The 21471-nt window shown below is 55.5% G+C and carries 19 protein-coding genes; 14 read left to right on the top strand and 5 right to left on the bottom strand.

The window, feature by feature from the left end:
• Window positions 1-60 precede the first annotated feature (60 nt).
• Window positions 61-2490, bottom strand: a complete 2430-nt coding sequence (gene plsB, locus F3J28_RS15685; protein WP_166877601.1) for a glycerol-3-phosphate 1-O-acyltransferase PlsB — start codon at window positions 2488-2490, stop codon at window positions 61-63.
• Between the two features lie 131 nt (window positions 2491-2621).
• Here plsB and F3J28_RS15680 point away from each other — a divergent pair, with 131 nt between their 5' ends.
• From F3J28_RS15680 to F3J28_RS15665, 4 genes are all read left to right on the top strand, one after another.
• Window positions 2622-2990 (top strand): diacylglycerol kinase, encoded by a 369-nt coding sequence (locus tag F3J28_RS15680; protein ID WP_008455840.1) that lies wholly within the window; start codon window positions 2622-2624, stop codon window positions 2988-2990.
• Window positions 2991-3099: 109 nt separating this feature from the next.
• Window positions 3100-3708 (top strand): transcriptional repressor LexA, encoded by a 609-nt coding sequence (gene lexA / locus F3J28_RS15675; protein ID WP_039289328.1) that lies wholly within the window; start codon window positions 3100-3102, stop codon window positions 3706-3708.
• Window positions 3709-3785: 77 nt separating this feature from the next.
• Window positions 3786-5120, top strand: a complete 1335-nt coding sequence (gene dinF, locus F3J28_RS15670; RefSeq protein ID WP_166877598.1) for an MATE family efflux transporter DinF — start codon at window positions 3786-3788, stop codon at window positions 5118-5120.
• Between the two features lie 235 nt (window positions 5121-5355).
• The gene (locus tag F3J28_RS15665; RefSeq protein ID WP_039289331.1) at window positions 5356-5565 is read left to right on the top strand and encodes a CsbD family protein; all 210 of its coding nucleotides are present in this window, start codon (window positions 5356-5358) and stop codon (window positions 5563-5565) included.
• Between the two features lie 71 nt (window positions 5566-5636).
• On the opposite strand, the gene zur is transcribed toward F3J28_RS15665, so the two are convergent.
• Window positions 5637-6149: a zinc uptake transcriptional repressor Zur gene (gene zur / locus F3J28_RS15660; RefSeq protein WP_166877595.1), complete on the bottom strand. Its 513-nt coding sequence runs from the start codon at window positions 6147-6149 to the stop codon at window positions 5637-5639.
• 95 nt (window positions 6150-6244) lie between these two features.
• On the opposite strand from zur, the gene F3J28_RS15655 reads away from it, so the two are divergent.
• The 3 genes from F3J28_RS15655 to dusA all read left to right on the top strand — a co-directional run bounded on the left by F3J28_RS15655 (window position 6245) and on the right by dusA (window position 9317).
• The gene (locus tag F3J28_RS15655; protein WP_008455830.1) at window positions 6245-6748 is read left to right on the top strand and encodes a cupin domain-containing protein; all 504 of its coding nucleotides are present in this window, start codon (window positions 6245-6247) and stop codon (window positions 6746-6748) included.
• Window positions 6749-6919: 171 nt separating this feature from the next.
• Window positions 6920-8227, top strand: coding sequence for a conjugal transfer protein TraF (locus F3J28_RS15650; RefSeq protein WP_166877592.1), 1308 nt, complete (start codon window positions 6920-6922; stop codon window positions 8225-8227).
• Between the two features lie 85 nt (window positions 8228-8312).
• Window positions 8313-9317: a tRNA dihydrouridine(20/20a) synthase DusA gene (dusA, locus tag F3J28_RS15645; protein ID WP_166877589.1), complete on the top strand. Its 1005-nt coding sequence runs from the start codon at window positions 8313-8315 to the stop codon at window positions 9315-9317.
• 208 nt (window positions 9318-9525) lie between these two features.
• On the opposite strand, the gene F3J28_RS15640 is transcribed toward dusA, so the two are convergent.
• Window positions 9526-10509, bottom strand: coding sequence for a quinone oxidoreductase (locus F3J28_RS15640; protein WP_008455823.1), 984 nt, complete (start codon window positions 10507-10509; stop codon window positions 9526-9528).
• Window positions 10510-10588: 79 nt separating this feature from the next.
• Between F3J28_RS15640 and dnaB the strand changes: the two genes are divergently transcribed.
• The 5 genes from dnaB (at window position 10589) to F3J28_RS15615 (ending at window position 15912) form a co-directional block, all read left to right on the top strand.
• Complete coding sequence (gene dnaB, locus F3J28_RS15635) at window positions 10589-11995, top strand: replicative DNA helicase (protein WP_008455821.1); 1407 nt, start codon at window positions 10589-10591, stop codon at window positions 11993-11995.
• Window positions 11996-12158: 163 nt separating this feature from the next.
• Window positions 12159-13238, top strand: coding sequence for an alanine racemase (gene alr / locus F3J28_RS15630; RefSeq protein ID WP_166877586.1), 1080 nt, complete (start codon window positions 12159-12161; stop codon window positions 13236-13238).
• A gap of 58 nt (window positions 13239-13296) precedes the next feature.
• Window positions 13297-14490 carry an amino acid aminotransferase gene (locus tag F3J28_RS15625; RefSeq protein ID WP_166877583.1) on the top strand — a complete coding sequence of 398 codons (1194 nt, stop codon included), beginning with the start codon at window positions 13297-13299 and terminating at the stop codon, window positions 14488-14490.
• A gap of 216 nt (window positions 14491-14706) precedes the next feature.
• Window positions 14707-15420 carry an acid phosphatase AphA gene (aphA, locus tag F3J28_RS15620; RefSeq protein ID WP_008455816.1) on the top strand — a complete coding sequence of 238 codons (714 nt, stop codon included), beginning with the start codon at window positions 14707-14709 and terminating at the stop codon, window positions 15418-15420.
• 138 nt (window positions 15421-15558) lie between these two features.
• Window positions 15559-15912, top strand: a complete 354-nt coding sequence (locus tag F3J28_RS15615; RefSeq protein WP_008455815.1) for an MmcQ/YjbR family DNA-binding protein — start codon at window positions 15559-15561, stop codon at window positions 15910-15912.
• Here F3J28_RS15615 and uvrA read toward each other — a convergent pair whose 3' ends face one another.
• Window positions 15913-18738, bottom strand: coding sequence for an excinuclease ABC subunit UvrA (gene uvrA, locus F3J28_RS15610; RefSeq protein WP_008455814.1), 2826 nt, complete (start codon window positions 18736-18738; stop codon window positions 15913-15915).
• 233 nt (window positions 18739-18971) lie between these two features.
• On the opposite strand from uvrA, the gene ssb1 reads away from it, so the two are divergent.
• Together ssb1 and F3J28_RS15600 are read left to right on the top strand one after the other, a co-directional pair.
• Window positions 18972-19502, top strand: coding sequence for a single-stranded DNA-binding protein SSB1 (gene ssb1 / locus F3J28_RS15605; RefSeq protein ID WP_008455813.1), 531 nt, complete (start codon window positions 18972-18974; stop codon window positions 19500-19502).
• A gap of 119 nt (window positions 19503-19621) precedes the next feature.
• Window positions 19622-20239 carry a hypothetical protein gene (locus F3J28_RS15600; protein ID WP_166877580.1) on the top strand — a complete coding sequence of 206 codons (618 nt, stop codon included), beginning with the start codon at window positions 19622-19624 and terminating at the stop codon, window positions 20237-20239.
• On the opposite strand, the gene F3J28_RS15595 is transcribed toward F3J28_RS15600, so the two are convergent.
• A complete protein-coding gene (locus tag F3J28_RS15595) occupies window positions 20186-21427 on the bottom strand; it encodes an MFS transporter (protein ID WP_166877577.1) in 1242 nt (413 codons plus the stop codon). The two genes, F3J28_RS15600 and F3J28_RS15595, sit on opposite strands and share 54 nt — an antisense overlap.
• Window positions 21428-21471: the final 44 nt, after the last annotated feature.

The raw sequence follows: 21471 nt of genomic DNA, 5'->3' as shown, positions 1-21471 counted from the left end.
GTCAGTCTTCAGGCAATAAAAAAGGCGGGTTAATTACCCGCCTTTTTCGTTTCTGCTGAATTAAGAAACCACGTCCTGAGAAGCGGAGCTCTCAATCGTCAGACGTACGTCCGAGGTCACAAGATCGGCCAGCATCTGGTAAACCTTGATGGTTTCGGTCGCGTCTGCATCACCGGTATCGCTGATATAGCCTTCATCGCGCAGGGTAAGCACCAGCGAGGTAAAGACCGCTTTATCAAAGAATTCCGGGGCGTTAATGCCGTGCAGAACGGAAAGTCGCTGCGCCACCGTGCGGCTTTCGCGTTCCAGCGTCCCGCGGTTGATCGACGGGTTGGCGCTCAACTGCCAGAAGGTGATGGCATACCGCTGGATTGTCTCGCGCACGCCCGCCGCCAGAAGCTGCAGAGTGCGTGAACGGTGAGGGTTGATCTGCACTTCGTCACCGACAACCATGACCAGATCCTGACGCTCCATCTCGGCGATCAGCGCATCGATTTCTCTGCCCAGTTCGCTTTTTTCCCAACGCAGGAACAGCTCGGCTTTCAGCATCGGGTAAATGACTTCTATCTGACGCAGCAGCTCCGCGCGCGAGATGTGGCGATGCTGAGTGATGATGGACGCCATCAGCGACGGCAGCACCAGCATGTGCATGATGTTGTTGCGGTAATAGGTCATCAGCACGGCCTGCTCGCGCGGCAGAATGATGATGTCACCGATGGTGTCTTTTTCCACCTCAAACTTGTTCATCTGCAGCGCGTGGTCGATCAGCGCGTCAGCGGAAACCGTTGGTGCGGTGGCATCCGGAGAATACGGCACGTTACGCAGCAGGTTCAGGTAGCAGTCGAGCTGTTCGGTAAGCTGTTCACGGGTCAGTGAACGCTGGCGTGAAGCAAGCAGCGCGGTACAGCACAGGTTCATGGCGTTAGCGGCCCCTGCGTTGTTGATACGCACCATGATATCGGCAGCGATATCATTCACCGTTGGCGTCAGCCAGGCCGGGCGAATTGCTTCTATCGGATCGATAGAGTCTTTCCATTCCGGAACATGCTGGTTCAGGTAGGTCATCAGCGGCAGCGGTTCGCCGAAGTTAACGTAACCCTGGCCGAGGTTGCGCAGCTTACTCAGGCCGCGCACCATCTGCATGAAGCTCTCTTTTTCTTTGGTCGCACCGCGCAGCTCTTTCGCGTAAGTGCCCACTTCCATGACGTGCTCGTAACCGATGTAAATCGGCACCAGAGTGATCGGGCGAGTGCCGCCACGTAGCATGGCCTGAATGGTCATCGACAGCGTGCCGGTCTTAGGATCCAGCAAACGGCCGGTACGGGAGCGGCCACCCTCGACAAAGTATTCAACGGAATAGCCGCGGCTGAACAGTTCGCCCAGGTATTCGCGGAATACCGTGGAGTAAAGCTTGTTACCCTTGAAGGTACGGCGAATAAAGAACGCGCCCAGGCGGCGGAAAATCGGCCCGGCTGGCCAGAAGTTCAGGTTGATCCCGGCGGCAATGTGCGGCGGAACCAGCCCCTGGTGATAAAGCACGTAGGAAAGCAGCAGATAGTCCATGTGGCTGCGGTGGCAGGGCACATAGACGATTTCGTGGCCGTCATGGGCAAGCTGGCGTACGCGTTCGGCGTTATGCACGTTAATGCCCTGATAGAGGCGGTTCCAGGTTAACCCTAAAACGCGGTCCGTCAGACGTACGGCTTCGTAGGAGAAGTTCGCGGCAATCTCTTCCATCAGCGCGACGGCGTTTTGCTGCGCTTTTTCGTGGGAGATTTTCTTGCTGCGGGCTTCATCTTCTACCGCGCGGGCAATCGCCTTTGACGCCAGCAGCTTGTTGAAGAGATCCTGGCGGACCGGCAGGCGCGGGCCAACGGCGGCCAGGCGCTGGCGGGCAAAGTGAGTGCGCGCCACGCGAGCCAATTTTTGGGCAATAATCTTGTCCGTGCCGTGTTCGGTTGCCATGCGGCGAAGCGAAACCGGCGGCGAGAAACGCACGAAGCTATCGCGACCCAGCCAGGAAACCGCGAAAAATTTCTGGACGCCGTTCAGCGTGCGTAAAGGCGGGTTGATTTCCCCTTTTTCGCGCCCTGGCGAGCGGCCGAACATCACGGAAACCGGCACCATCTGTACATCGAGATCGGGATTGCTGCGGTGCAGATCCAGATAATCGTGGAACAGTTTTACCGACTCTTCTTTTGGCGTGTAATAGGTGAAGACGCGCGGCCCGCCGTGGATAAACACGTAGCGCGGCAGCAGTACGCCGTCAATTTCCAGAGGTTCCAGCGGGTCGGGCAGATCGTGATCCAGACATTGAGCACGCAGCGTCAGTAAGTCTGCCTTAGAATTGTAGGGCAGGACGTACATGATGGGGCGTGAAGGGTCCAGACCGAGTTCGGTTTGGGGATCCGCCGGGATAGACTTGCTCTTTACCAGAACGCTTAATGGTAAATTCAGTAATTTGTAGTAAATTCTTGGCCAGCCTGACATAAACGATGTAAAGCCTCAGGTTAATAATGCAAATGCGCCGCAAGGATATCAGAAACTCTGGGGAATTTCTGTGGCGCTGCGATTTAGACTCAGCGAGCATTGACGCTCAATATTTAAAAAGGTTTCCTTGAATGGCGAATAATACCACCGGCATCACCCGCATTATTAAGGCTGCAGGCTACTCGTGGAAGGGGCTGCGTGCGGCCTGGATCAACGAAGCCGCCTTTCGTCAGGAGGGCGTAGCGGCGGTTATCGCTATCATCATCGCCTGCTGGCTGGACGTGGACCCCATCACGCGTATTTTACTGATTGGCTCGGTTGTTTTGGTGATGATTGTCGAAATCCTCAACAGCGCCATTGAAGCGCTGGTTGACCGTGTCGGCACCGAGTACCACGAGCTTTCAGGGCGAGCCAAAGATATGGGTTCCGCCGCCGTATTGATAGCGATTATCCTTGCGGTTGCAACCTGGGCCACCTTGCTTTGGTCACATTTGCGATAGCCCTTCCAGAATAGTTTAAGTCGCTGGTTTTTTGCTTAATTTGTGGTTTCAAAATCGCCCGGGGCTGTATATACTCACAGCATAACTGTATAAACACCCAGGGGGCGGAATGAAAGCACTAACTACCAGGCAGCAAGAGGTGTTTGATCTCATTCGGGATCATATCAACCAGACCGGCATGCCACCTACGCGCGCCGAAATTGCACAACGTCTGGGGTTCCGTTCTCCAAACGCCGCGGAAGAGCATCTTAAAGCGCTGGCACGTAAAGGTGCCATCGAGATTGTTTCTGGTGCATCACGCGGCATTCGCCTGCTGGTTGAAGAAGAAAATGGCCTGCCGCTGGTGGGCCGTGTTGCCGCCGGTGAGCCGCTGCTGGCGCAACAGCACATCGAAGGCCACTACCAGGTTGACCCTTCTCTGTTCAAGCCGAATGCCGATTTCCTGCTGCGCGTCAGCGGCATGTCGATGAAAGATATCGGCATCATGGACGGTGATTTATTAGCCGTTCACAAAACCCAGGACGTGCGTAATGGCCAGGTCGTTGTCGCGCGTATTGACGATGAAGTGACCGTAAAACGCCTGAAAAAGCAGGGCAATACCGTGCACCTGCTGCCGGAAAATAGCGAATTCCAGCCTATTGTGGTCGATCTTCGCGAGCAGAGTTTTAGCATTGAAGGTCTGGCCGTCGGGGTGATCCGCAACGGTGAATGGCTGTAACACCTCTTCCGGTGGTGCGGTAACTCTGCCGTGCCACCTGCCTTAAACACCTCTCTTTTTTCCTCTGGATCATTCCCATGCGATTCTTTTCGTCAACGGATGGTGCGCTGTGGCGGCTTGCGCTGCCGATGATTTTTTCCAACATCACCGTTCCGTTACTGGGCCTGGTCGATACGGCGGTCATTGGCCATCTTGATAGCCCGACCTATCTCGGCGGGGTGGCTATCGGCGCCACGGCGACCAGTTTCCTCTTTATGCTGCTGCTTTTTCTGCGCATGAGCACCACCGGGTTAACGGCACAGGCGTTTGGTGCGAACGATCCACAGCGGCTGGCGCGCGCGCTGGTTCAACCCCTGATGCTGGCGATGATAGCCGGGCTGGCTATCGTGGTCCTGCGTTATCCACTGATCAACCTTGCGCTGCACGTTGTTGGCGGCAATGACGAGGTGTTATATCAGGCAAGACGGTTCCTGGAGATCCGCTGGCTTAGCGCTCCAGCATCACTGGCTAACCTTGTGCTGTTAGGCTGGTTGTTGGGCGTGCAGTATGCGCGGGCGCCGGTCATCCTGTTGGTCGTCGGCAACCTGATTAATATCGTGCTCGACCTCTGGCTGGTGATGGGGCTGCACATGAACGTGCAGGGGGCGGCCTTGGCCACGGCGGTGTCCGAATATGCCACGTTTATCATCGGCCTGGTGATGGTGCGGAAGGTACTGAAGCTGCGGGGCATCAGTTGGGCTCGTCTCAAAACGGCCTGGCAAGGGGACTTACGCAAGCTGCTGGCCCTCAATCGCGACATCATGCTGCGTTCGCTGCTTCTGCAAATTTGCTTTGCTTCAATCACCATTTTTGGTGCGCGTCTCGGCAGCGAAATTGTTGCCGTTAACGCCGTGCTGATGACGCTGTTGACCTTTACCGCCTATGCGCTGGACGGCTTTGCTTACGCCGTAGAAGCCCATTCAGGGCAGGCTTACGGGGCGCGTAACCGTGGGCAGTTGCTCGAAGTTTGGGGGGCTGCGTGCAGGCAGGCGGGGCTGGTTGCGATAGCATTTGCCGCTATTTATGCTTTTGCTGGGGGGCAAATTGTCGCGCTGCTTACCTCCCTGCCGGAGCTTCGTGTTCTCGCAAATCATTACCTTGCCTGGCAGGTTATTTTGCCGGTCGTGGGCGTTTGGTGTTACCTGCTTGACGGCATGTTTATCGGCGCGACGCGGGGTGCCGAAATGCGCAACAGCATGGCGGTTGCGGCGCTGGGCTTTGGCGTGACGATGCTTACGCTGCCTTTGTGGGGTAACCACGCCCTGTGGCTGTCTCTGGCGGTGTTTCTGGCCTTGCGTGGCCTGTCGCTTGGCGTCATCTGGCGGCGCCACTGGCGTAATAACACCTGGTTCGCTACATCGGGAGGCCATTGATCGAACTTCCCGGCCTTCGTTAACCCTGCTCCTGTCGTGCTGATTTCTCGTTTCTAAGACGAGGAATCAGCGTTCCATCGCTTTTAATAATGGTTAAAGATTCTGAGTTTTAAATGTAACTCGGAATCCTTGTCTACAATTACCTTTACATCCAGCAGACAGTGGATGTTTTCCAGAAAGTCAGCATCCTGCAGCCCGGATGCGAAAATCTAAACCGAACGATGAGGAGATGATGATGAATAAGGACGAAATCGGCGGTAACTGGAAGCAGTTCAAAGGTACGATCAAAGAGAAATGGGGTAAGCTGACCGATGACGATATGACCGTCATCGAAGGGAAGCGTGACCAGCTGGTGGGTAAAATCCAGGAACGCTATGGCTACGCCAAAGACCAGGCAGAGAAAGAAGTGAAGGACTGGGAGTCCGGGAGCAAATACCGCTGGTAATCTGGCGGACCCTCAAATGTGCTAATCAGTAAGACCAATCCTGCCCGGGTACAGGGATGTACCACTCCCTCTTAACGCTTTTTCTTCGGCTGCACTGAATGATCGTGATCGCAGGTGCCGTGGTGGCTACAAGCTTCAACTTCCGAACAATCAGCGCACAATCCGTGGGCTTCAATCACGTTATGGCGCAGGGCAAACCCCATTTTGGATGCCAGTTTCTGCATAATATCTTCCACACCCTGGGCGGCCTGCTCTTTCACGGCCCCACATCTGTCGCAGATAAACATGGCAGAAGAGTGGGTTGGATGATCGATAAAATTACACAGCACGTAACTGTTGTTGGATTCCACGCGGTGCACAAAACCCTGCTCCAGCAGAAAATCCAGCGCGCGATAAACCGTTGGAGGTTTAGCCTGTGGCTCGCTAACGCGCAGGAGATCCAGCAGATCATAAGCGCTGATGGCCCCGGTTTGCTCGGCCATCAGGCGCAAAACCTCGAGACGCTGTGGCGTCAGGCGTACATTGCGTTGCAGGCAGAGCTTTTCAGCCTGAGCTAACACGTTTTGCGAAGTTGTGGTGTCCATCAGCCTCTCCCGGTCATTGACGCAATACTTTACCATAATGCGGATAAAACGCCGAATCCTGGTACATACTGACCCTATCTACCCAGGAGGAAGTGATGCAAAAACCTGATTGTATTCGTCACTGGCGCGAGCTGGAAGGCGAGGATGACGCAACTTACCCGGACAGCGCGGAGCTGTTTTCTATTGGCGCTCCTCTGGCCCGTAATTTCGGTTTAACCCGCCTTGGGATTCACCATGAGCGTATTCCTCCGGGCCGCAGAACCTCTTATCCCCACGCGGAAAGCAGCGAAGAAGAGTTTGCCTATGTGCTCGAAGGGCACCCCGAAGTGTGGATCAACGGTCATCTTTGGGCGCTCGAGCCGGGCGATAGCGTGGGATTTCCTGCCGGAACCGGCATTTGCCATACCTTTATTAATAATACCGAACAGGATGTGCGGCTATTAGTCGTTGGCGAAGCGAATAAAGCCGAAAATAAAATTTATTACCCGCTAAATCAGTCTTATGCCGTGCAGCGGCAGGATCGCTGGATAGATCATCCGCCTCAATTCTTTGGCCCGCATAACGGTCTTCCTTCACGAAAGCCGAAGGGTAAACTATAAATTAATTAGCATGGAAACAATAAGACGTTAACCCTAAGGATATATCTGGGATCCTGATGGTTCAAATATCCATCTTTTTATCGCGCTATTCACAGCAATAGTCTGCCTCTGTTCAGTCATAACTGTCAGAGGCGAATTACTTCATCTGACAATCAGACAGGCGTGCTGTGAATGAATAAAATAAAATCTTCGGTGGCGACACTCGCCGCAACCTTCTTTATTGCCCATCAGGCCGGGGCGGCAGGGACCTGGTCCGAAGCGCGAAACGATGCGATGGGGGGCACCGGCGTGGCTTCGGCTAATTATGGCAGTGGCGTATTAATCAACCCGGCGCTATTAGCCCGGTCCAAACCAGACGACAATATTACCGTTATTTTACCGTCTGTCGGGGCGCAAATAACGGATAAAGACAACCTTCAGGATCGCATCGACGGTATCAGCGACAAAGTTGATAATTATAAACAATCTATTGGGTCGTTAACGCTGCGGGATATTCTTTTTAATCCGAACGGAACGTTAAATCAGTTTCGCAGCGCAGCAGGGGATTTAGCAGGGGAACTCGAAGATTTGCGGGGCGATACGGCAAAGGCCAAAGCCGCCGCGGGGATTGCGGTTAGCATCCCAAATGACACTCTCTCCGTGGCTTTCGTCACTAAAGCTTACGCCCGAGCGAAAGTCAGCTCTGATATCGATCAGAACGACATCAATTATCTGCGAAGTATCCAAAACTCCAGCGCGGTAGCGGGAGGCGTGGCGTTTGATGCGCTGCAAAATGGTTCCGGTCAGATTACCCGTAACCTGAATTCGACCGCTTCCGGCCGCGCGGCCATTGTTTCTGATTATGGGATTGCTCTTGCCCACAAGTTTGACGTTGGCGGCGTGCCGGTGTCAGTTGGCGTCACGCCTAAGCTGCAGAAGACCTGGCTGTATAACTACACCACGTCCATTTACGACTATCGCAGCGGCGACTGGAAGAACAGTCAGTACCGCAATGATGACACCGGATTCAACCTTGACGCAGGCGTGGCGGCCGATTTTGGCGAGAACTGGACAGTCGGCCTGAGCGGCCAGAACCTGGTGTCCCGCGATATCGACACGAAAGATATTCGCATCACTAACGGGCGTACCGGCGAAGTACGGAACTACAAAGATACCTGGCAAATCAGCCCGCTGGTGACCGCCGGGGTAGCCTGGCATAACGAGCTGGTGACCCTGAGCGCGGACGGCGATCTGACCGAAACCAAAGGCTTTAAAAGCGAAGCCAACTCTCAGTATGTGGGTGTCGGCGCTGAGGTGAGGCCGCTTTCCTGGCTGGCGCTGCGTGCCGGCTATCGTGCGGATGTGAAAAGCAATGACAGCAACGTCTTTACCGGCGGGGTAGGGTTCGCGGCAGGCAAACACGTCAATATCGATTTGATGGGCCTGTATGGCGAAGACCAAACCTGGGGCGCGGGGGCGCAGTTGAGCGTGGCTTTCTGATGCTGAATGCCGGGGCAGCCTGATGCCCCGGCGCTGCTTTATGCTATAGTAGCGACCCTTTTTTAATCGTAGCCTGCGTAAACGTATGTCCTCACAAAGCAACCAGACTCCTTTCCAGCCGCATCGTTTCTCCATTGCGCCGATGCTCGACTGGACCGATCGCCACTGCCGCTATTTCCTGCGTCAGCTGTCCCGCCACACGCTGCTGTACACCGAAATGGTGACCACCGGGGCGATCATCCACGGTAAAGGGGACTATCTGGCCTATAGCGAAGAAGAACATCCGATTGCGCTGCAGCTTGGCGGCAGCGATCCTCAGGCGCTGGCGCATTGTGCGAAACTCGCCGAAGCGCGCGGCTACGATGAAATTAACCTGAACGTGGGCTGCCCGTCTGACCGGGTGCAGAACGGGCGCTTTGGTGCTTGCCTGATGGGTGAAGCGCAGCTGGTTGCCGATTGTATTAAAGCGATGCGCGATGTGGTTTCTATTCCGGTGACGGTAAAAACCCGCATCGGCATTGATGATCAGGACAGCTACGAATTTCTCTGCGATTTCATTGGCACTGTGGCAGGCAAGGGCGAATGCGAGATGTTTATCATCCACGCGCGTAAAGCCTGGCTCTCTGGCCTGAGCCCAAAAGAAAACCGTGAAATTCCACCGCTGGATTACCCGCGCGTGTACCAGCTCAAGCGTGATTTCCCGCAGCTCACCATGGCGATTAACGGCGGGATTAAGACGTTGGAAGAAGCGAAAACCCACCTCGAGCATCTCGATGGCGTGATGGTCGGGCGCGAGGCTTACCAAAACCCAGGCTTGCTGACGACGGTTGACCGCGAAATTTTTGGGGCAGATGTTGCGGACAGCGATCCCGTTGCCGTGGTGCGAGCGATGTATCCATACATTGAACGCGAACTGGCAAACGGCACCTACCTGGGCCATGTAACTCGGCATATGCTTGGTTTATTCCAGGGAATACCGGGCGCGCGTCAGTGGCGCCGTTACTTAAGCGAAAACGCTCATAAAGCCGGGGCAGGCATTGAAGTGGTTGAACACGCGCTGTCTTTGGTTGCCGATAAGCGCCAGCTTTAGCCTTAAGGCCACCGGGAGAATTCAGGTATTGCGGAGCCGATCACAAGCCTGAACTTAATCCCGGTGGCGTCATTTCTTTTACTTATTAAATCTGCGACTATCCTTTCGCAGTAACAAGAATTCATCGCGCTGTACCCTACATACAGCACGAACAAAAAAGAAAGGGCTTCCTCAGGGAAGCCCTAATTCTTTCTGAGTTTTGAAAGTGTTACGGAATCAACAGGCTCGAGCCCTGCGTGGCACGGCTCTCCAGCGTCTGGTGTGCAAGCACCGCATCCTTCAGCGCAAATTTCTGGTTTTCCGCGACATCTACCTTAATCGCGCCGCTGGCGATCAGCGAAAACAACTCGTGGCAGGCTTCATCGAACTCGGCGCGGGTGGTGAGATAGCCGTTCAGAGAAGGGCGAGTCACGTACAGCGATCCCTTCTGGTTCAGAATGCCCAGGTTTACGCCGGTCACCGGCCCGGAAGAGTTACCAAAGCTCACCATCAGCCCACGGCGCTGCAGGCAATCCAGCGACGCTTCCCAGGTCTCTTTCCCGACGGAGTCATACACGACCGCCACTTTCTTGCCGCCGGTCAGCTCTTTGACGCGCTCAGAGATATTTTCGTGCTGATAGTTGATAGTTTGCCACGCCCCGGCCTGCAAAGCGCGATCGGCCTTTTGTGCTGAGCCGACGGTACCAATCAGTTTGGCGCCCAGCGCTTTCGCCCACTGGCAGGCAATTAAGCCCACGCCGCCCGCCGCCGCGTGGAACAGGAAGGTTTCATTGGCTTTAATTTCGTAGGTTTTACGCAGCAGGTAAAACACGGTCAGGCCTTTCAGGAAAGAAGCTGCTGCCTGTTCGAAAGAGATAGCATCCGGGATTTTAGCGACTTTATCGGCTGGCGCATTGTGAACGCTGCTGTATGCGCCCAGGCCAGACTGCGCGTAAACAACGCGATCGCCAACCTTCAGGTGAGTGACTTTGCTGCCGACCTTGCTGACAACGCCAGCCGCTTCGGTACCCAGCCCGCTCGGGAGCGCCGGTGGCGGATAGAGCCCGCTGCGGATATAGGTATCAATGTAGTTAATACCTATCGCTTTATTCTCAACCTGAACTTCGTTCTCCGCCGGATCTTTCGGCGTAAACTCAACGGCTTTCAATACTTCTGGCCCGCCGTGTTGGCTAAATTCGATGCGCGTTGCCATGGAAACTCCTTGTGTCGAAGAGTGACAAGAATGGTTATACTTCCCGGTCTCTCACTATGAATTTGGTAGCTCCCTCACTATGGCAGGAAATAAACCCTTCAACAAACCGAAAGAACCCCGCGACCGTCAGGTAGAAGGGCTGAAGATGCCGCCGCACTCGCTTGAGGCGGAGCAGTCGGTGTTGGGCGGTTTAATGCTGGATAACGAACGCTGGGACAACGTCGCCGAGCGCGTGGTCGCTAACGACTTCTTCAGCCGTCCGCACCGCATGATCTTTACCGAAATGCAGCGCCTGCTCGAAATGAGCAAACCCATCGACCTGATTACGCTTTCCGAATCTCTGGAACTCCAGGGGCAGCTCGAGAGCGTCGGTGGTTTTGCTTATCTCGCGGAACTCTCTAAAAACACGCCAAGTGCGGCGAACATCAGCGCTTACGCGGATATCGTGCGCGAACGTGCGGTTGTGCGCGAAATGATTGCGGTCGCCAATGAAATTGCCGATGCCGGCTACGACCCGCAGGGGCGTACCAGTGAGGATTTGCTGGATCTGGCAGAATCCCGCGTTTTCCAGATTGCCGAAAACCGCGCTAACAAAGATGAAGGCCCGAAAAGCATCGACCAGATTCTGGAAGCCACGGTTTCCCGAATTGAGTCCCTCTACCAGACGCCGCACGACGGCGTCACGGGGGTGGATACCGGCTACCAGGATCTGAACAAGAAAACAGCGGGCCTCCAGCGCTCTGACCTGATTATCGTGGCCGCTCGTCCGTCGATGGGTAAAACCACTTTTGCGATGAACCTGTGCGAAAACGCCGCCATGCTGCAGGACAAACCGGTACTGATTTTCAGCCTCGAAATGCCCGGCGAGCAGATCATGATGCGTATGCTGGCGTCGCTGTCGCGCGTGGACCAGACCCGAATCCGTACCGGCCAGCTGGACGATGAGGACTGGGCGCGTATCTCCAGCACCATGGGCATTTTGCTCGAGAAGCGCAACATGTACATCGATGACTCTTCTGGCCTGACGCCAACCGAAGTGCGCTCCCGTGCCCGCCGTATCTACCGTGAGCATGAAGGTTTAAGCATGATCATGATTGACTACCTGCAGCTGATGCGCGTGCCGTCGCTGTCCGACAACCGTACGCTGGAGATCGCCGAGATTTCCCGCTCGCTCAAGGCGCTGGCAAAAGAACTTCAGGTTCCGGTGGTGGCGCTGTCGCAGCTTAACCGCTCCCTGGAACAGCGCGCCGACAAACGCCCGGTCAACTCCGACCTGCGTGAATCTGGCTCCATCGAGCAGGATGCCGACTTGATCATGTTTATCTATCGCGACGAGGTTTACCACGAAAACAGCGATCTGAAAGGTATCGCGGAAATCATCATCGGTAAGCAGCGTAACGGCCCGATCGGTACCGTACGCCTGACCTTTAACGGCCAGTGGTCACGCTTCGATAACTATGCCGGGCCGCAGTACGACGAAGAATAAAAATCCTCGTCATCCTTCAAGCCACAGCGGCGTGGGCTGCACTCTCACCCGAACCACTTACTTTAGTAAGCTCATTGGGCTGAGTTATTTTGCCGCCTTGCTGTGACCTGAATGATTTAGAGGATGGGTAGCATTTAATCCAAACACTGAGCAAGGAACGAACATGCAAGCGGCAACCGTCGTCATTAACCGCCGCGCTCTGCGACACAACCTGCAACGCCTCCGCGAACTGGCTCCGAACAGTCGCCTGGTGGCAGTCGTGAAAGCAAACGCCTATGGGCATGGTCTGCTGGAGACCGCCCACACCTTAGAAAACGCCGATGCCTTCGGCGTGGCCCGCCTCGAAGAAGCCCTGCGCCTGCGGGAAGGTGGCATCACTAAACCCGTTCTGCTGCTGGAAGGGTTCTTCAATCCTGAAGACTTGCCGACGATTGCCGCCCAGAACTTCCAGACGGCGATCCACAGCATTCAACAGCTGGAAGCGCTAGAGCAGGCCGATCTCAGCCAGCCCATCACCGTCTGGATGAAGCTGGACACCGGGATGCACCGCCTCGGCGTGCGCCCGGAAGAGGCCGAAGCTTTCTATCAGCGCCTGGCCGCCTGCAAAAACGTCAGCCAGCCGGTAAACGTGGTGAGCCACTTTGCCCGTGCCGATGAGCCGGAGTCCGACGCCACCCCGCGCCAGCTCGATATCTTTAATTCTTTCACTGCAGGCAAGCCGGGGCAGCGCTCTATCGCCGCCTCGGGCGGCATTCTGCTGTGGCCCGACTCGCATATGGACTGGGTTCGCCCCGGCATCATCCTGTACGGCGTTTCGCCGCTGGAACAAAAGCCGTGGGGTGAAGACCTTGGTTTCCAGCCGGTGATGTCTTTAACCTCAAGCCTGATCGCGGTTCGCGGCCATAAAGCCGGGGAGCCGGTCGGCTACGGTGGGACCTGGACTGCCGAGCGCGACACCTGCCTTGGCGTGGTGGCTATGGGCTACGGTGACGGCTACCCGCGCAGCGCGCCGTCCGGCACGCCGGTGCTGATCAATGGTCGCGAAGTGCCCATTGTGGGGCGCGTTGCCATGGACATGATTTGCGTCGATTTAGGCCCGGATGCCGCCGATAAACCGGGCGATAGTGCAGTGCTGTGGGGTGAAGGTTTGCCGGTCGAACGCATCGCCGAATATTCGAATGTAAGTGCTTACGAACTTATCACTCGCCTGACTTCAAGGGTAACAATGAAGTATCTGGACTGAGTGTCCTCGCCTGGTTTACAGTGGAAATCCGCGAACTGTAAACCAGGAGAACCTCACCGTGTTTCAAAAAGTTGACGCCTATGCTGGCGACCCGATCCTTTCCCTCATGGAACGCTTTAAAGTCGATCCGCGCAGCGACAAGGTCAACCTCAGCATCGGCCTCTATTACAATGAAGACGGGGTGATCCCGCAGTTACAGGCCGTGGCAGAAGCAGAAGCTCGCCTGAACGCGCAGGCTCACGGCGCCTCTCTCTATTTACCGATGGAAGGCCTGAACAGCTATCGCAGCGCCATCGCGCCGCTGCTGTTTGGTGCTAACCACCCGGCGCTGGTGGAAGGTCGCATTGCCACCGTGCAAACGCTCGGGGGGTCCGGTGCCTTAAAAATTGGCGCTGACTTCCTGAAAACCTATTTCCCTGATTCACAGGTATGGGTCAGCGATCCAACCTGGGAAAACCACGTCGCCATCTTTGAAGGCGCGGGTTTCACCGTGAATACTTACCCGTGGTTCGATAGCGCAACCAACGGCGTGCGCTTTGAGGCGCTGCTGGAAAAACTGAATACGCTGCCTGAACTTAGCATCGTGCTGCTGCACCCTTGCTGCCACAACCCAACCGGCTCAGATCTCACCGACAGCCAGTGGGATTCCGTCACGGAAATTCTTAAAGCACGCAACCTGATCCCGTTCCTCGATATCGCCTATCAGGGCTTTGGCGCGGGTATGGAGCAGGATGCCTATGCCATCCGCGCCATCGCCTCCTCCGGGCAGCCGATGCTGGTCAGCAATTCCTTCTCTAAAATCTTCTCTCTCTATGGCGAACGCGTGGGCGGGCTTTCCGTAGTTTGCGAAGACAGCGATGCCGCAGGGCGAGTGCTGGGTCAGCTCAAAGCTACCGTGCGCCGCAACTACTCCAGCCCGCCGAACTTTGGGGCGCAGGTCGTGGCGACCGTTCTGAATGACGAGAAGCTGAAAGCGAGCTGGATTGCGGAAGTGGAAACCATGCGCGTGCGTATTCTGGAAATGCGCCAGGTGCTGGTGGAAGTGCTGACTAAAGCTGTGCCGGGGCGCAACTTTGACTACCTGGTGAAACAGCGCGGCATGTTTAGCTACACCGGGCTAAGCGCGGCTCAGGCCGACCGCCTGCGTGATGAGTTTGGCATTTACCTGCTCACCAGCGGTCGTATCTGCGTTGCCGGGCTTAATCACAGCAACGTTCAGCGCGTGGCGCAGGCGTTCGCTGCAGTGATGTAAGTGCTCGCTAACTTTATTTAGTTACCGCATGTTCTCTTTTTCCTCTCCCGTTTGGGAGAGGAAATTCCTGCTCCATTCTGTGACCCTGCCTATTTTCTCTGACATAAAACTGAAAAAAATCTTTGTCGATCGGTCCCCGGCAGGTATGGTCGGAAGGCTTTACGGCAAGGCTGCTCATTTTAACAACGATTAAAAACAGAAAATAAAAGGAAAACAATGCGTAAGATCGCCCTGGCACTCAGTGCCGTCTGCCTGCTGGCAGGCTTCAATCATGCCGCTTTGGCAACCGAATCCGCCCCCGCTCCGCTGAATCCTGGCGTCACCGTGGCGCAGCTGGCGCAGCAGGTGCCAATCCACTGGGTTTCTGTGGCACAAATTGAAAATAGCCTGCTTGGCCGCGCGCCTATCGCCGTCGGGTTTGATATCGACGATACCGTGCTGTTTTCCAGCCCGGGCTTTTATCGCGGGCAAAAAGAGTTCTCGCCGGGTAAGCAGGACTACCTGAAAAACCCGGCTTTTTGGGAAAAAATGAACAACGGCTGGGATGACTTCAGCATGCCTAAAGAGGTGGCAAAAAGCCTGATCACCATGCACCTCAAGCGCGGCGACAGCGTGTACTTTGTGACCGGGCGCAGCCAGACCAAAACCGAAACCGTCACCAAAACCCTGCAAAACGACTTCCTGATCCCGGAGCCGAGCGTCAATCCGGTGATCTTTGCCGGCGATAAAGAAGGCCAGAACACCAAAACGCAGTGGCTGAAAGAGAAGAAAATCAAAATCTTCTACGGCGATTCAGACAACGACATCACCGCGGCCCAGGACGTCGGTGCGCGCGGCATTCGTATCCTGCGAGCCTCCAACTCCAGCTACCAGCCGCTGCCGAAAGCAGGCTCGTTTGGCGAAGAGGTTATCGTCAACTCCGAGTACTGATCCCGGCCAGAAAAGCGGCAGCTAACATAAATCGTCTGCCGTTTTTTTAATCAATTCCCTCGTCTGTTATCCGCTTTTGGCGCACACTTAATGCTGCCGCGAATGCTTCCGGTAAACGTTCAGGACGAGGAAATGAAGATGACCCATTCGGATCTTTTAGAGTACTGCATGAAAAAACCCGGCGCAGAGCAGAGCGTGCACAGCGACTGGAAGGCCACGCAAATCAAAGTCGGCGATGTGCTGTTTGCCATGGTGCATGCGGAGAACCAGCGCCCGGCCGTCTCCCTCAAAGCCACGCCCGATCTGGCAGAGCTTCTGCGTCAGCAGCATCAGGACGTCTTCCCCAGCGCCCATTTGAATAAGGCGCACTGGAGCACGCTTTACCTGGACGGCTCGCTGCCCGGTTCGCAAATTTATTATCTGGTGGATGCTTCGTATCAGCAGGCGGTGGCATTGCTGCCTGAGCAGGTCAGGCAGCAATTGTCGGTTTGACTACTTCAGCAGTGGCTTGAGGAAACGCGCGGTATGAGATGCTTCGCAGGTGGCGACGGTTTCCGGTGTGCCGGAGACCAGGATCTCGCCGCCGCCGCTGCCGCCTTCCGGCCCTAAGTCCACAATCCAGTCTGCGGTTTTAATCACGTCGAGGTTGTGTTCAATCACCACAATGGTATTGCCCTGATCCCTGAGCTGATGCAGCACTTCCAGCAGCTGCTGAATATCCGCAAAGTGCAGGCCGGTGGTCGGCTCATCGAGGATATACAGCGTCTGGCCGGTGCCGCGCTTAGACAGCTCACGCGCCAGCTTAACGCGCTGTGCTTCACCACCTGACAGCGTGGTCGCCGACTGGCCAAGCCGAATGTAGGACAGGCCCACGTCGATCAGCGTTTGCAGCTTACGCGCCAGCGCCGGAACGGCGTCGAAGAATTCGCGGGCATCTTCAATGGTCATATCCAGCACTTCGTGAATGCTTTTGCCTTTGTACTTAATCTCCAGCGTTTCACGGTTATAGCGTTTGCCTTTGCACTGGTCGCACGGCACGTAGATATCCGGCAGGAAGTGCATTTCGACTTTGATTACGCCGTCGCCCTGGCAGGCTTCGCAGCGCCCGCCGCGAACGTTGAAGCTAAAGCGCCCCGGCGTATAGCCGCGCGAGCGCGCTTCCGGTACGCCAGCAAACAGCTCGCGCACGGGGGTGAACACGCCGGTGTAGGTCGCCGGGTTGGAACGAGGTGTGCGGCCAATCGGGCTTTGGTCAATGTCGATGACCTTATCGAAATGTTCCAGGCCCTGAACTTCACGGTACGGTGCAGGTTCGGCGATTGTCGCCCCGTTCAGCTGGCGCTGGGCAATCGGGAACAGCGTGTCGTTAATCAGCGTCGACTTGCCGGAGCCGGATACCCCGGTAATACAGGTAAACAGCCCCACCGGCAGCGTCAGCGTGACGTCCTTCAGGTTGTTCCCCTTCGCGCCGGAGAGCTTGAGCACTTTTGACGGATCGGCAGCAACGCGCTGTTTCGGCACCGCAATCTCGCGTTTGCCGCTGAGGAACTGCCCGGTCAGGGATTCCGGCACCGCAATAATATCCTTCATGGTGCCTTCCGCGACCACCTGGCCGCCGTGCACGCCCGCGCCTGGACCAATATCGATAATATGGTCGGCGGCGCGAATGGCGTCTTCGTCGTGCTCAACCACAATCACCGTGTTGCCGAGGTTACGCAGGTGAATCAGCGTTTCCAGCAGGCGCTCGTTATCGCGCTGGTGCAGGCCGATAGACGGCTCATCCAGCACGTACATCACGCCAACCAGCCCGGCGCCAATCTGGCTTGCCAGACGAATACGTTGGGCTTCACCACCGGACAGCGTTTCTGCCGAACGGGAGAGAGAAAGGTAGTTCAGGCCGACGTTCACCAGGAACTTCAGGCGATCGCCGATCTCTTTCAGTACTTTTTCCGCGATTTGCGCCCGCTGGCCGCTGAGCTTCATGTTCTGGAAGAATTCCATCGCATGGCCGATGCTCATGTCAGAAATCGTTGGCAGCGCGGTATTTTCTACAAATACATGGCGCGCTTCACGGCGCAGGCGCGTCCCTTCGCAGCTGGTGCAGGGGCGGTTGCTGATGAATTTCGCCAGCTCTTCGCGCACGGCGGAAGATTCGGTTTCTTTGTAGCGACGCTCCATGTTGTGCAGCACGCCTTCGAACGGATGGCGGCGCACGGAGGTGTCCCCGCGGTCGTTCATGTACTTGAATTCGATAGTTTCTTTGCCCGAGCCGTGCAGCACAACTTTCTTCACCGCGTCGCTCAGCTCGTTCCACGGGGCTTCCACGTCGAACTTATAGTGATCGGCCAGCGAGCGCAGCATGGTGAAGTAATAGAAGTTACGGCGATCCCAGCCACGGATAGCGCCACCGGCCAGCGACAGCTCGCCGTTTTGCACCACGCGATCGGGATCGAAATATTGCTGTACGCCCAGGCCGTCGCAGGTCGGGCAGGCACCGGCCGGGTTGTTAAAGGAGAACAGGCGCGGTTCCAGCTCGCGCATGCTGTAGCCGCAGACCGGGCAGGCAAAGTTGGCGGAGAACAGCAGCTCTTCCGCTTTTTCATCGTCCATGTCGGCGACAACCGCAGACCCGCCGGACAGCTCCAGCGCGGTTTCAAACGACTCGGCCAGGCGCTGGGCGATGTCTTCACGTACCTTAAAGCGGTCGACGACCACTTCAATGGTGTGCTTCTTCTGTAGCTCTAATTTTGGCGGATCGGACAGGTCGCAGACTTCGCCGTCGATACGCGCCCGGATATAGCCCTGGCTGGCCAGGTTTTCCAGCGTTTTGGCGTGTTCGCCTTTGCGATCTTTAATGATCGGGGCGAGCAGCATCAGGCGCTTGCCTTCCGGCTGCGCAAGCACGTTATCCACCATCTGGCTGACGGTTTGGGCCGCGAGCGGAATGTCGTGATCCGGGCAGCGCGGTTCGCCTACGCGGGCGTAAAGCAGACGCAGGTAGTCATGGATTTCCGTGATGGTGCCGACGGTGGAACGCGGGTTATGGGACGTGGATTTCTGTTCAATAGAAATCGCAGGAGACAACCCTTCGATATGGTCGACGTCCGGCTTCTCCATCAGCGACAGGAACTGACGCGCGTAAGCCGAAAGGGACTCGACGTAGCGACGCTGCCCTTCCGCGTACAGGGTGTCGAATGCCAGCGAGGATTTGCCTGAACCCGAAAGCCCGGTGACAACAATCAGTTTGTCGCGCGGGATGACGAGGTTGATATTTTTGAGATTGTGGGTGCGGGCGCCCCGAACTTCGATCTTATCCATTCACCTTTCCCGGAATAATGACTGCATGCGCCTGGTATGTATAGAGGTACAACCGACGGCCAGAAACGGCTAATTATGACACAATAAAACCTGAATGAATATCCAGTGTTTTAATGAAACGAGCTATACTTAGCCGACATTCTGGAATGTCCCTCGCAGCTATAAACATTGTGGGTGGCATAGTGTAGAATCCCCGGTTTAGACTATTTAAAAACGTTTCAGGAGACACGAACATGGCCAGCAGAGGCGTAAACAAGGTGATTCTCGTTGGGAATCTGGGTCAGGACCCGGAAGTACGCTATATGCCAAATGGGGGCGCTGTCGCCAACATTACACTGGCCACGTCAGAGTCCTGGCGTGATAAGCAAACCGGCGAAACCAAAGAAAAAACCGAGTGGCACCGCGTGGTGCTGTTCGGCAAACTGGCAGAAGTGGCCGGTGAATACCTGCGTAAAGGCTCTCAGGTTTACATCGAAGGCGCACTGCAAACCCGTAAATGGACCGACCAGGCTGGCGTAGAAAAATACACTACCGAAGTTGTGGTTAACGTGGGCGGCACCATGCAGATGCTCGGCGGCCGTCAGGGCGGCGGCGCTCCGGCGGGCGGCAACGGCGGCCAGCAGCAGGGCGGTTGGGGTCAGCCTCAGCAGCCACAGGGCGGCAACCAGTTCAGCGGCGGCGCGCAGTCTCGTCCGCAGCAGCAGAGCGCACCAGCGCCATCTAACGAACCGCCAATGGATTTCGACGACGATATCCCATTCTGATCCCCTCAGGGTGTAATCCTCTACGTGACGAACAAATAAAACCCTGCCTCGCAGGGTTTTTTTCTATTATGGCGGCATGAAATCTGCCGGACAGGCGGTCCTCGGATAAGGAAGATACCGTGGCATTATTAGGTTTTGTCAGTGAGAGAGCGTGTCGGCGTCAGGCGGACGCCACGCCATGGCTGCTTTCATTTAGCTTTTATGAAAAGCATCTCTCCCCGCCTATTGAAGGTTCGCCTGAAGCCATTATTCAGGCCGTTCTGGCGCTGAATATGGAAGACGATCCGGTTATCCGTCGGCTACTCCGTTTGCGCCAGCTCCCTCGCCGCCTGCGCCGGGCGTTGTTTAAGTCAGAGAGCGCGGAACCAGCCGATACCTTCGGGTTTGGCTCTTTCACTCTGCTGCATCAAAGCAGCCAGGAAGTCTCTTTTGGTTTGGCCGGGCGTTTCTGGCGACCGTTGCTTGACGTCGAGTCTCTGAAAGATGCCGAAGCCTTCCAGCATTTTGCCGACTCACGCGCGGCTAAGCTGGTCTTGCGCTTTGATGTCACGCCTGAGAACAACGGCTCGGCGGTATTACGTACCGAAACCTTTGTCTATTGCCCAACGCCGCGCGTGAAAGCCCTGTTCGCTCTCTATTGGATGCTCATTCGTCCGGCCAGTGGCTGGATCAGGCGGCGCACGCTACTCTCTATTCAGCGAAAGTTGGCGGCCGTTTTGCCAGGCAGCCAGCAGTAAGAACAACATCGCGGCCATTGTTGAGACTCCCACTATCAATAGCCAGGTGCTGAGATAGCCAAAGGTATCGATATAGGCACCCATCACGGCATACATGGGCATCAGGCCAAAACTACGCATGGTTGAAAGTACGCCACTGATTCGTCCTCGATGGCTGCTCGGCGAGTTGTTCGCCAGGTAAACAGATTCTTTCGTGATAAGCAGCACTTCGCCTGCTGTCAGGAAACTCCAGGCGATAAACTGCATTCCCACGGATTTGTCCGCCAGGACTAACAGGTAGCCCAGCGCAAACAGGGATCCGGCAAGCGCCAGGCTTTTCATATCATCCGTTCTGGCGGTCAGGCGGATGATTAATGGCGTGATGATTACCACCAAAATACTGGCGTAGGTCATCAACTGGCCATATAAAATGGGGCCTTGCTTGCCAAATATGTGGCTTAAATAAAGCGGAGTGGTCATGGTTAACTGTTGCAATGAAAGCCAGAGTAAGGTGCAAAGCACGCCGAACATAAGTAAATGAGGCCGTTGTCTGAATACTTGCCAGACGTTGCCATCCATCGCTTTCTCTCTGTCTGATAATTCATTTGGTACAATATTGTCCGGCGTGTTTTTATTTGCCACGAAGAACAATACGATTACTACACCGGCTAACCCAGCGAGACCATTTCCCCAAAATATCCAGTCCGTATAATTCCAGAATAAATAACCGGCCAGTATCGGGCCAATACCTGAACCCAAATTGTAGGTGAGGTAGCTTAAAGACATAACCGCATTTCTGTTGGCCGGGGTTGAAAGATCGGCCACCAGGGCATTACTGGCGGGAAGGGCAATGCCGAAAAACAGATAACTGATAAAGAGCATGATAGGGACAGCGATGTGCCAGTCGGCAAAAAAACCGCTAATTATCAGGATCAATGCCCCGAGCGACTCCCCCCAAAGCATGACCTTTTTATGCCCGTACGTATCAGAGAGTTTACCGCCGACAAGGTTCCCCAGCAGGTAAAGTCCGGTGACGCCCATTGCCAGACTTCCGGCAACCGTAGTGGAATAGCCCAGTTTTTGCGTTAACAGCAAGATCATAAAAGGAATAATAAAATTGCCTAAACCCAGCACAAATTTAGATAAGGCAATAAAATAAACGTCTTTGGGTAAACCACGGTATATCGCGAGTGGAGAGGTGATTTTCATCTAACGTAATGGCACTCCTTATAATTATTATTGCGCGCCATTAT

This window comes from Enterobacter sp. Ap-1006, assembly GCF_011752835.1.
Lineage (GTDB): Bacteria > Pseudomonadota > Gammaproteobacteria > Enterobacterales > Enterobacteriaceae > Cedecea.
Note: the sequence above shows the minus strand (reverse complement) of the source record. Positions and strands in the feature narration are given on the sequence as shown.

What these genes read in the sequence shown, in the direction of transcription:
- F3J28_RS15650 (WP_166877592.1), top strand. Translation starts at nt 6,920, where the DNA reads ATGAATAAAATAAAATCTTCGGTGGCGACACTCGCCGCAACCTTCTTT.
- F3J28_RS15680 (WP_008455840.1), top strand. Translation starts at nt 2,622, where the DNA reads ATGGCGAATAATACCACCGGCATCACCCGCATTATTAAGGCTGCAGGC.
- plsB (WP_166877601.1), bottom strand. Translation starts at nt 2,490, where the DNA reads ATGTCAGGCTGGCCAAGAATTTACTACAAATTACTGAATTTACCATTA.
- F3J28_RS15655 (WP_008455830.1), top strand. Translation starts at nt 6,245, where the DNA reads ATGCAAAAACCTGATTGTATTCGTCACTGGCGCGAGCTGGAAGGCGAG.
- F3J28_RS15640 (WP_008455823.1), bottom strand. Translation starts at nt 10,509, where the DNA reads ATGGCAACGCGCATCGAATTTAGCCAACACGGCGGGCCAGAAGTATTG.
- ssb1 (WP_008455813.1), top strand. Translation starts at nt 18,972, where the DNA reads ATGGCCAGCAGAGGCGTAAACAAGGTGATTCTCGTTGGGAATCTGGGT.
- lexA (WP_039289328.1), top strand. Translation starts at nt 3,100, where the DNA reads ATGAAAGCACTAACTACCAGGCAGCAAGAGGTGTTTGATCTCATTCGG.
- dnaB (WP_008455821.1), top strand. Translation starts at nt 10,589, where the DNA reads ATGGCAGGAAATAAACCCTTCAACAAACCGAAAGAACCCCGCGACCGT.
- dusA (WP_166877589.1), top strand. Translation starts at nt 8,313, where the DNA reads ATGTCCTCACAAAGCAACCAGACTCCTTTCCAGCCGCATCGTTTCTCC.
- zur (WP_166877595.1), bottom strand. Translation starts at nt 6,149, where the DNA reads ATGGACACCACAACTTCGCAAAACGTGTTAGCTCAGGCTGAAAAGCTC.
- dinF (WP_166877598.1), top strand. Translation starts at nt 3,786, where the DNA reads ATGCGATTCTTTTCGTCAACGGATGGTGCGCTGTGGCGGCTTGCGCTG.
- alr (WP_166877586.1), top strand. Translation starts at nt 12,159, where the DNA reads ATGCAAGCGGCAACCGTCGTCATTAACCGCCGCGCTCTGCGACACAAC.
- uvrA (WP_008455814.1), bottom strand. Translation starts at nt 18,738, where the DNA reads ATGGATAAGATCGAAGTTCGGGGCGCCCGCACCCACAATCTCAAAAAT.
- F3J28_RS15615 (WP_008455815.1), top strand. Translation starts at nt 15,559, where the DNA reads ATGACCCATTCGGATCTTTTAGAGTACTGCATGAAAAAACCCGGCGCA.
- F3J28_RS15665 (WP_039289331.1), top strand. Translation starts at nt 5,356, where the DNA reads ATGAATAAGGACGAAATCGGCGGTAACTGGAAGCAGTTCAAAGGTACG.
- aphA (WP_008455816.1), top strand. Translation starts at nt 14,707, where the DNA reads ATGCGTAAGATCGCCCTGGCACTCAGTGCCGTCTGCCTGCTGGCAGGC.
- F3J28_RS15595 (WP_166877577.1), bottom strand. Translation starts at nt 21,427, where the DNA reads ATGAAAATCACCTCTCCACTCGCGATATACCGTGGTTTACCCAAAGAC.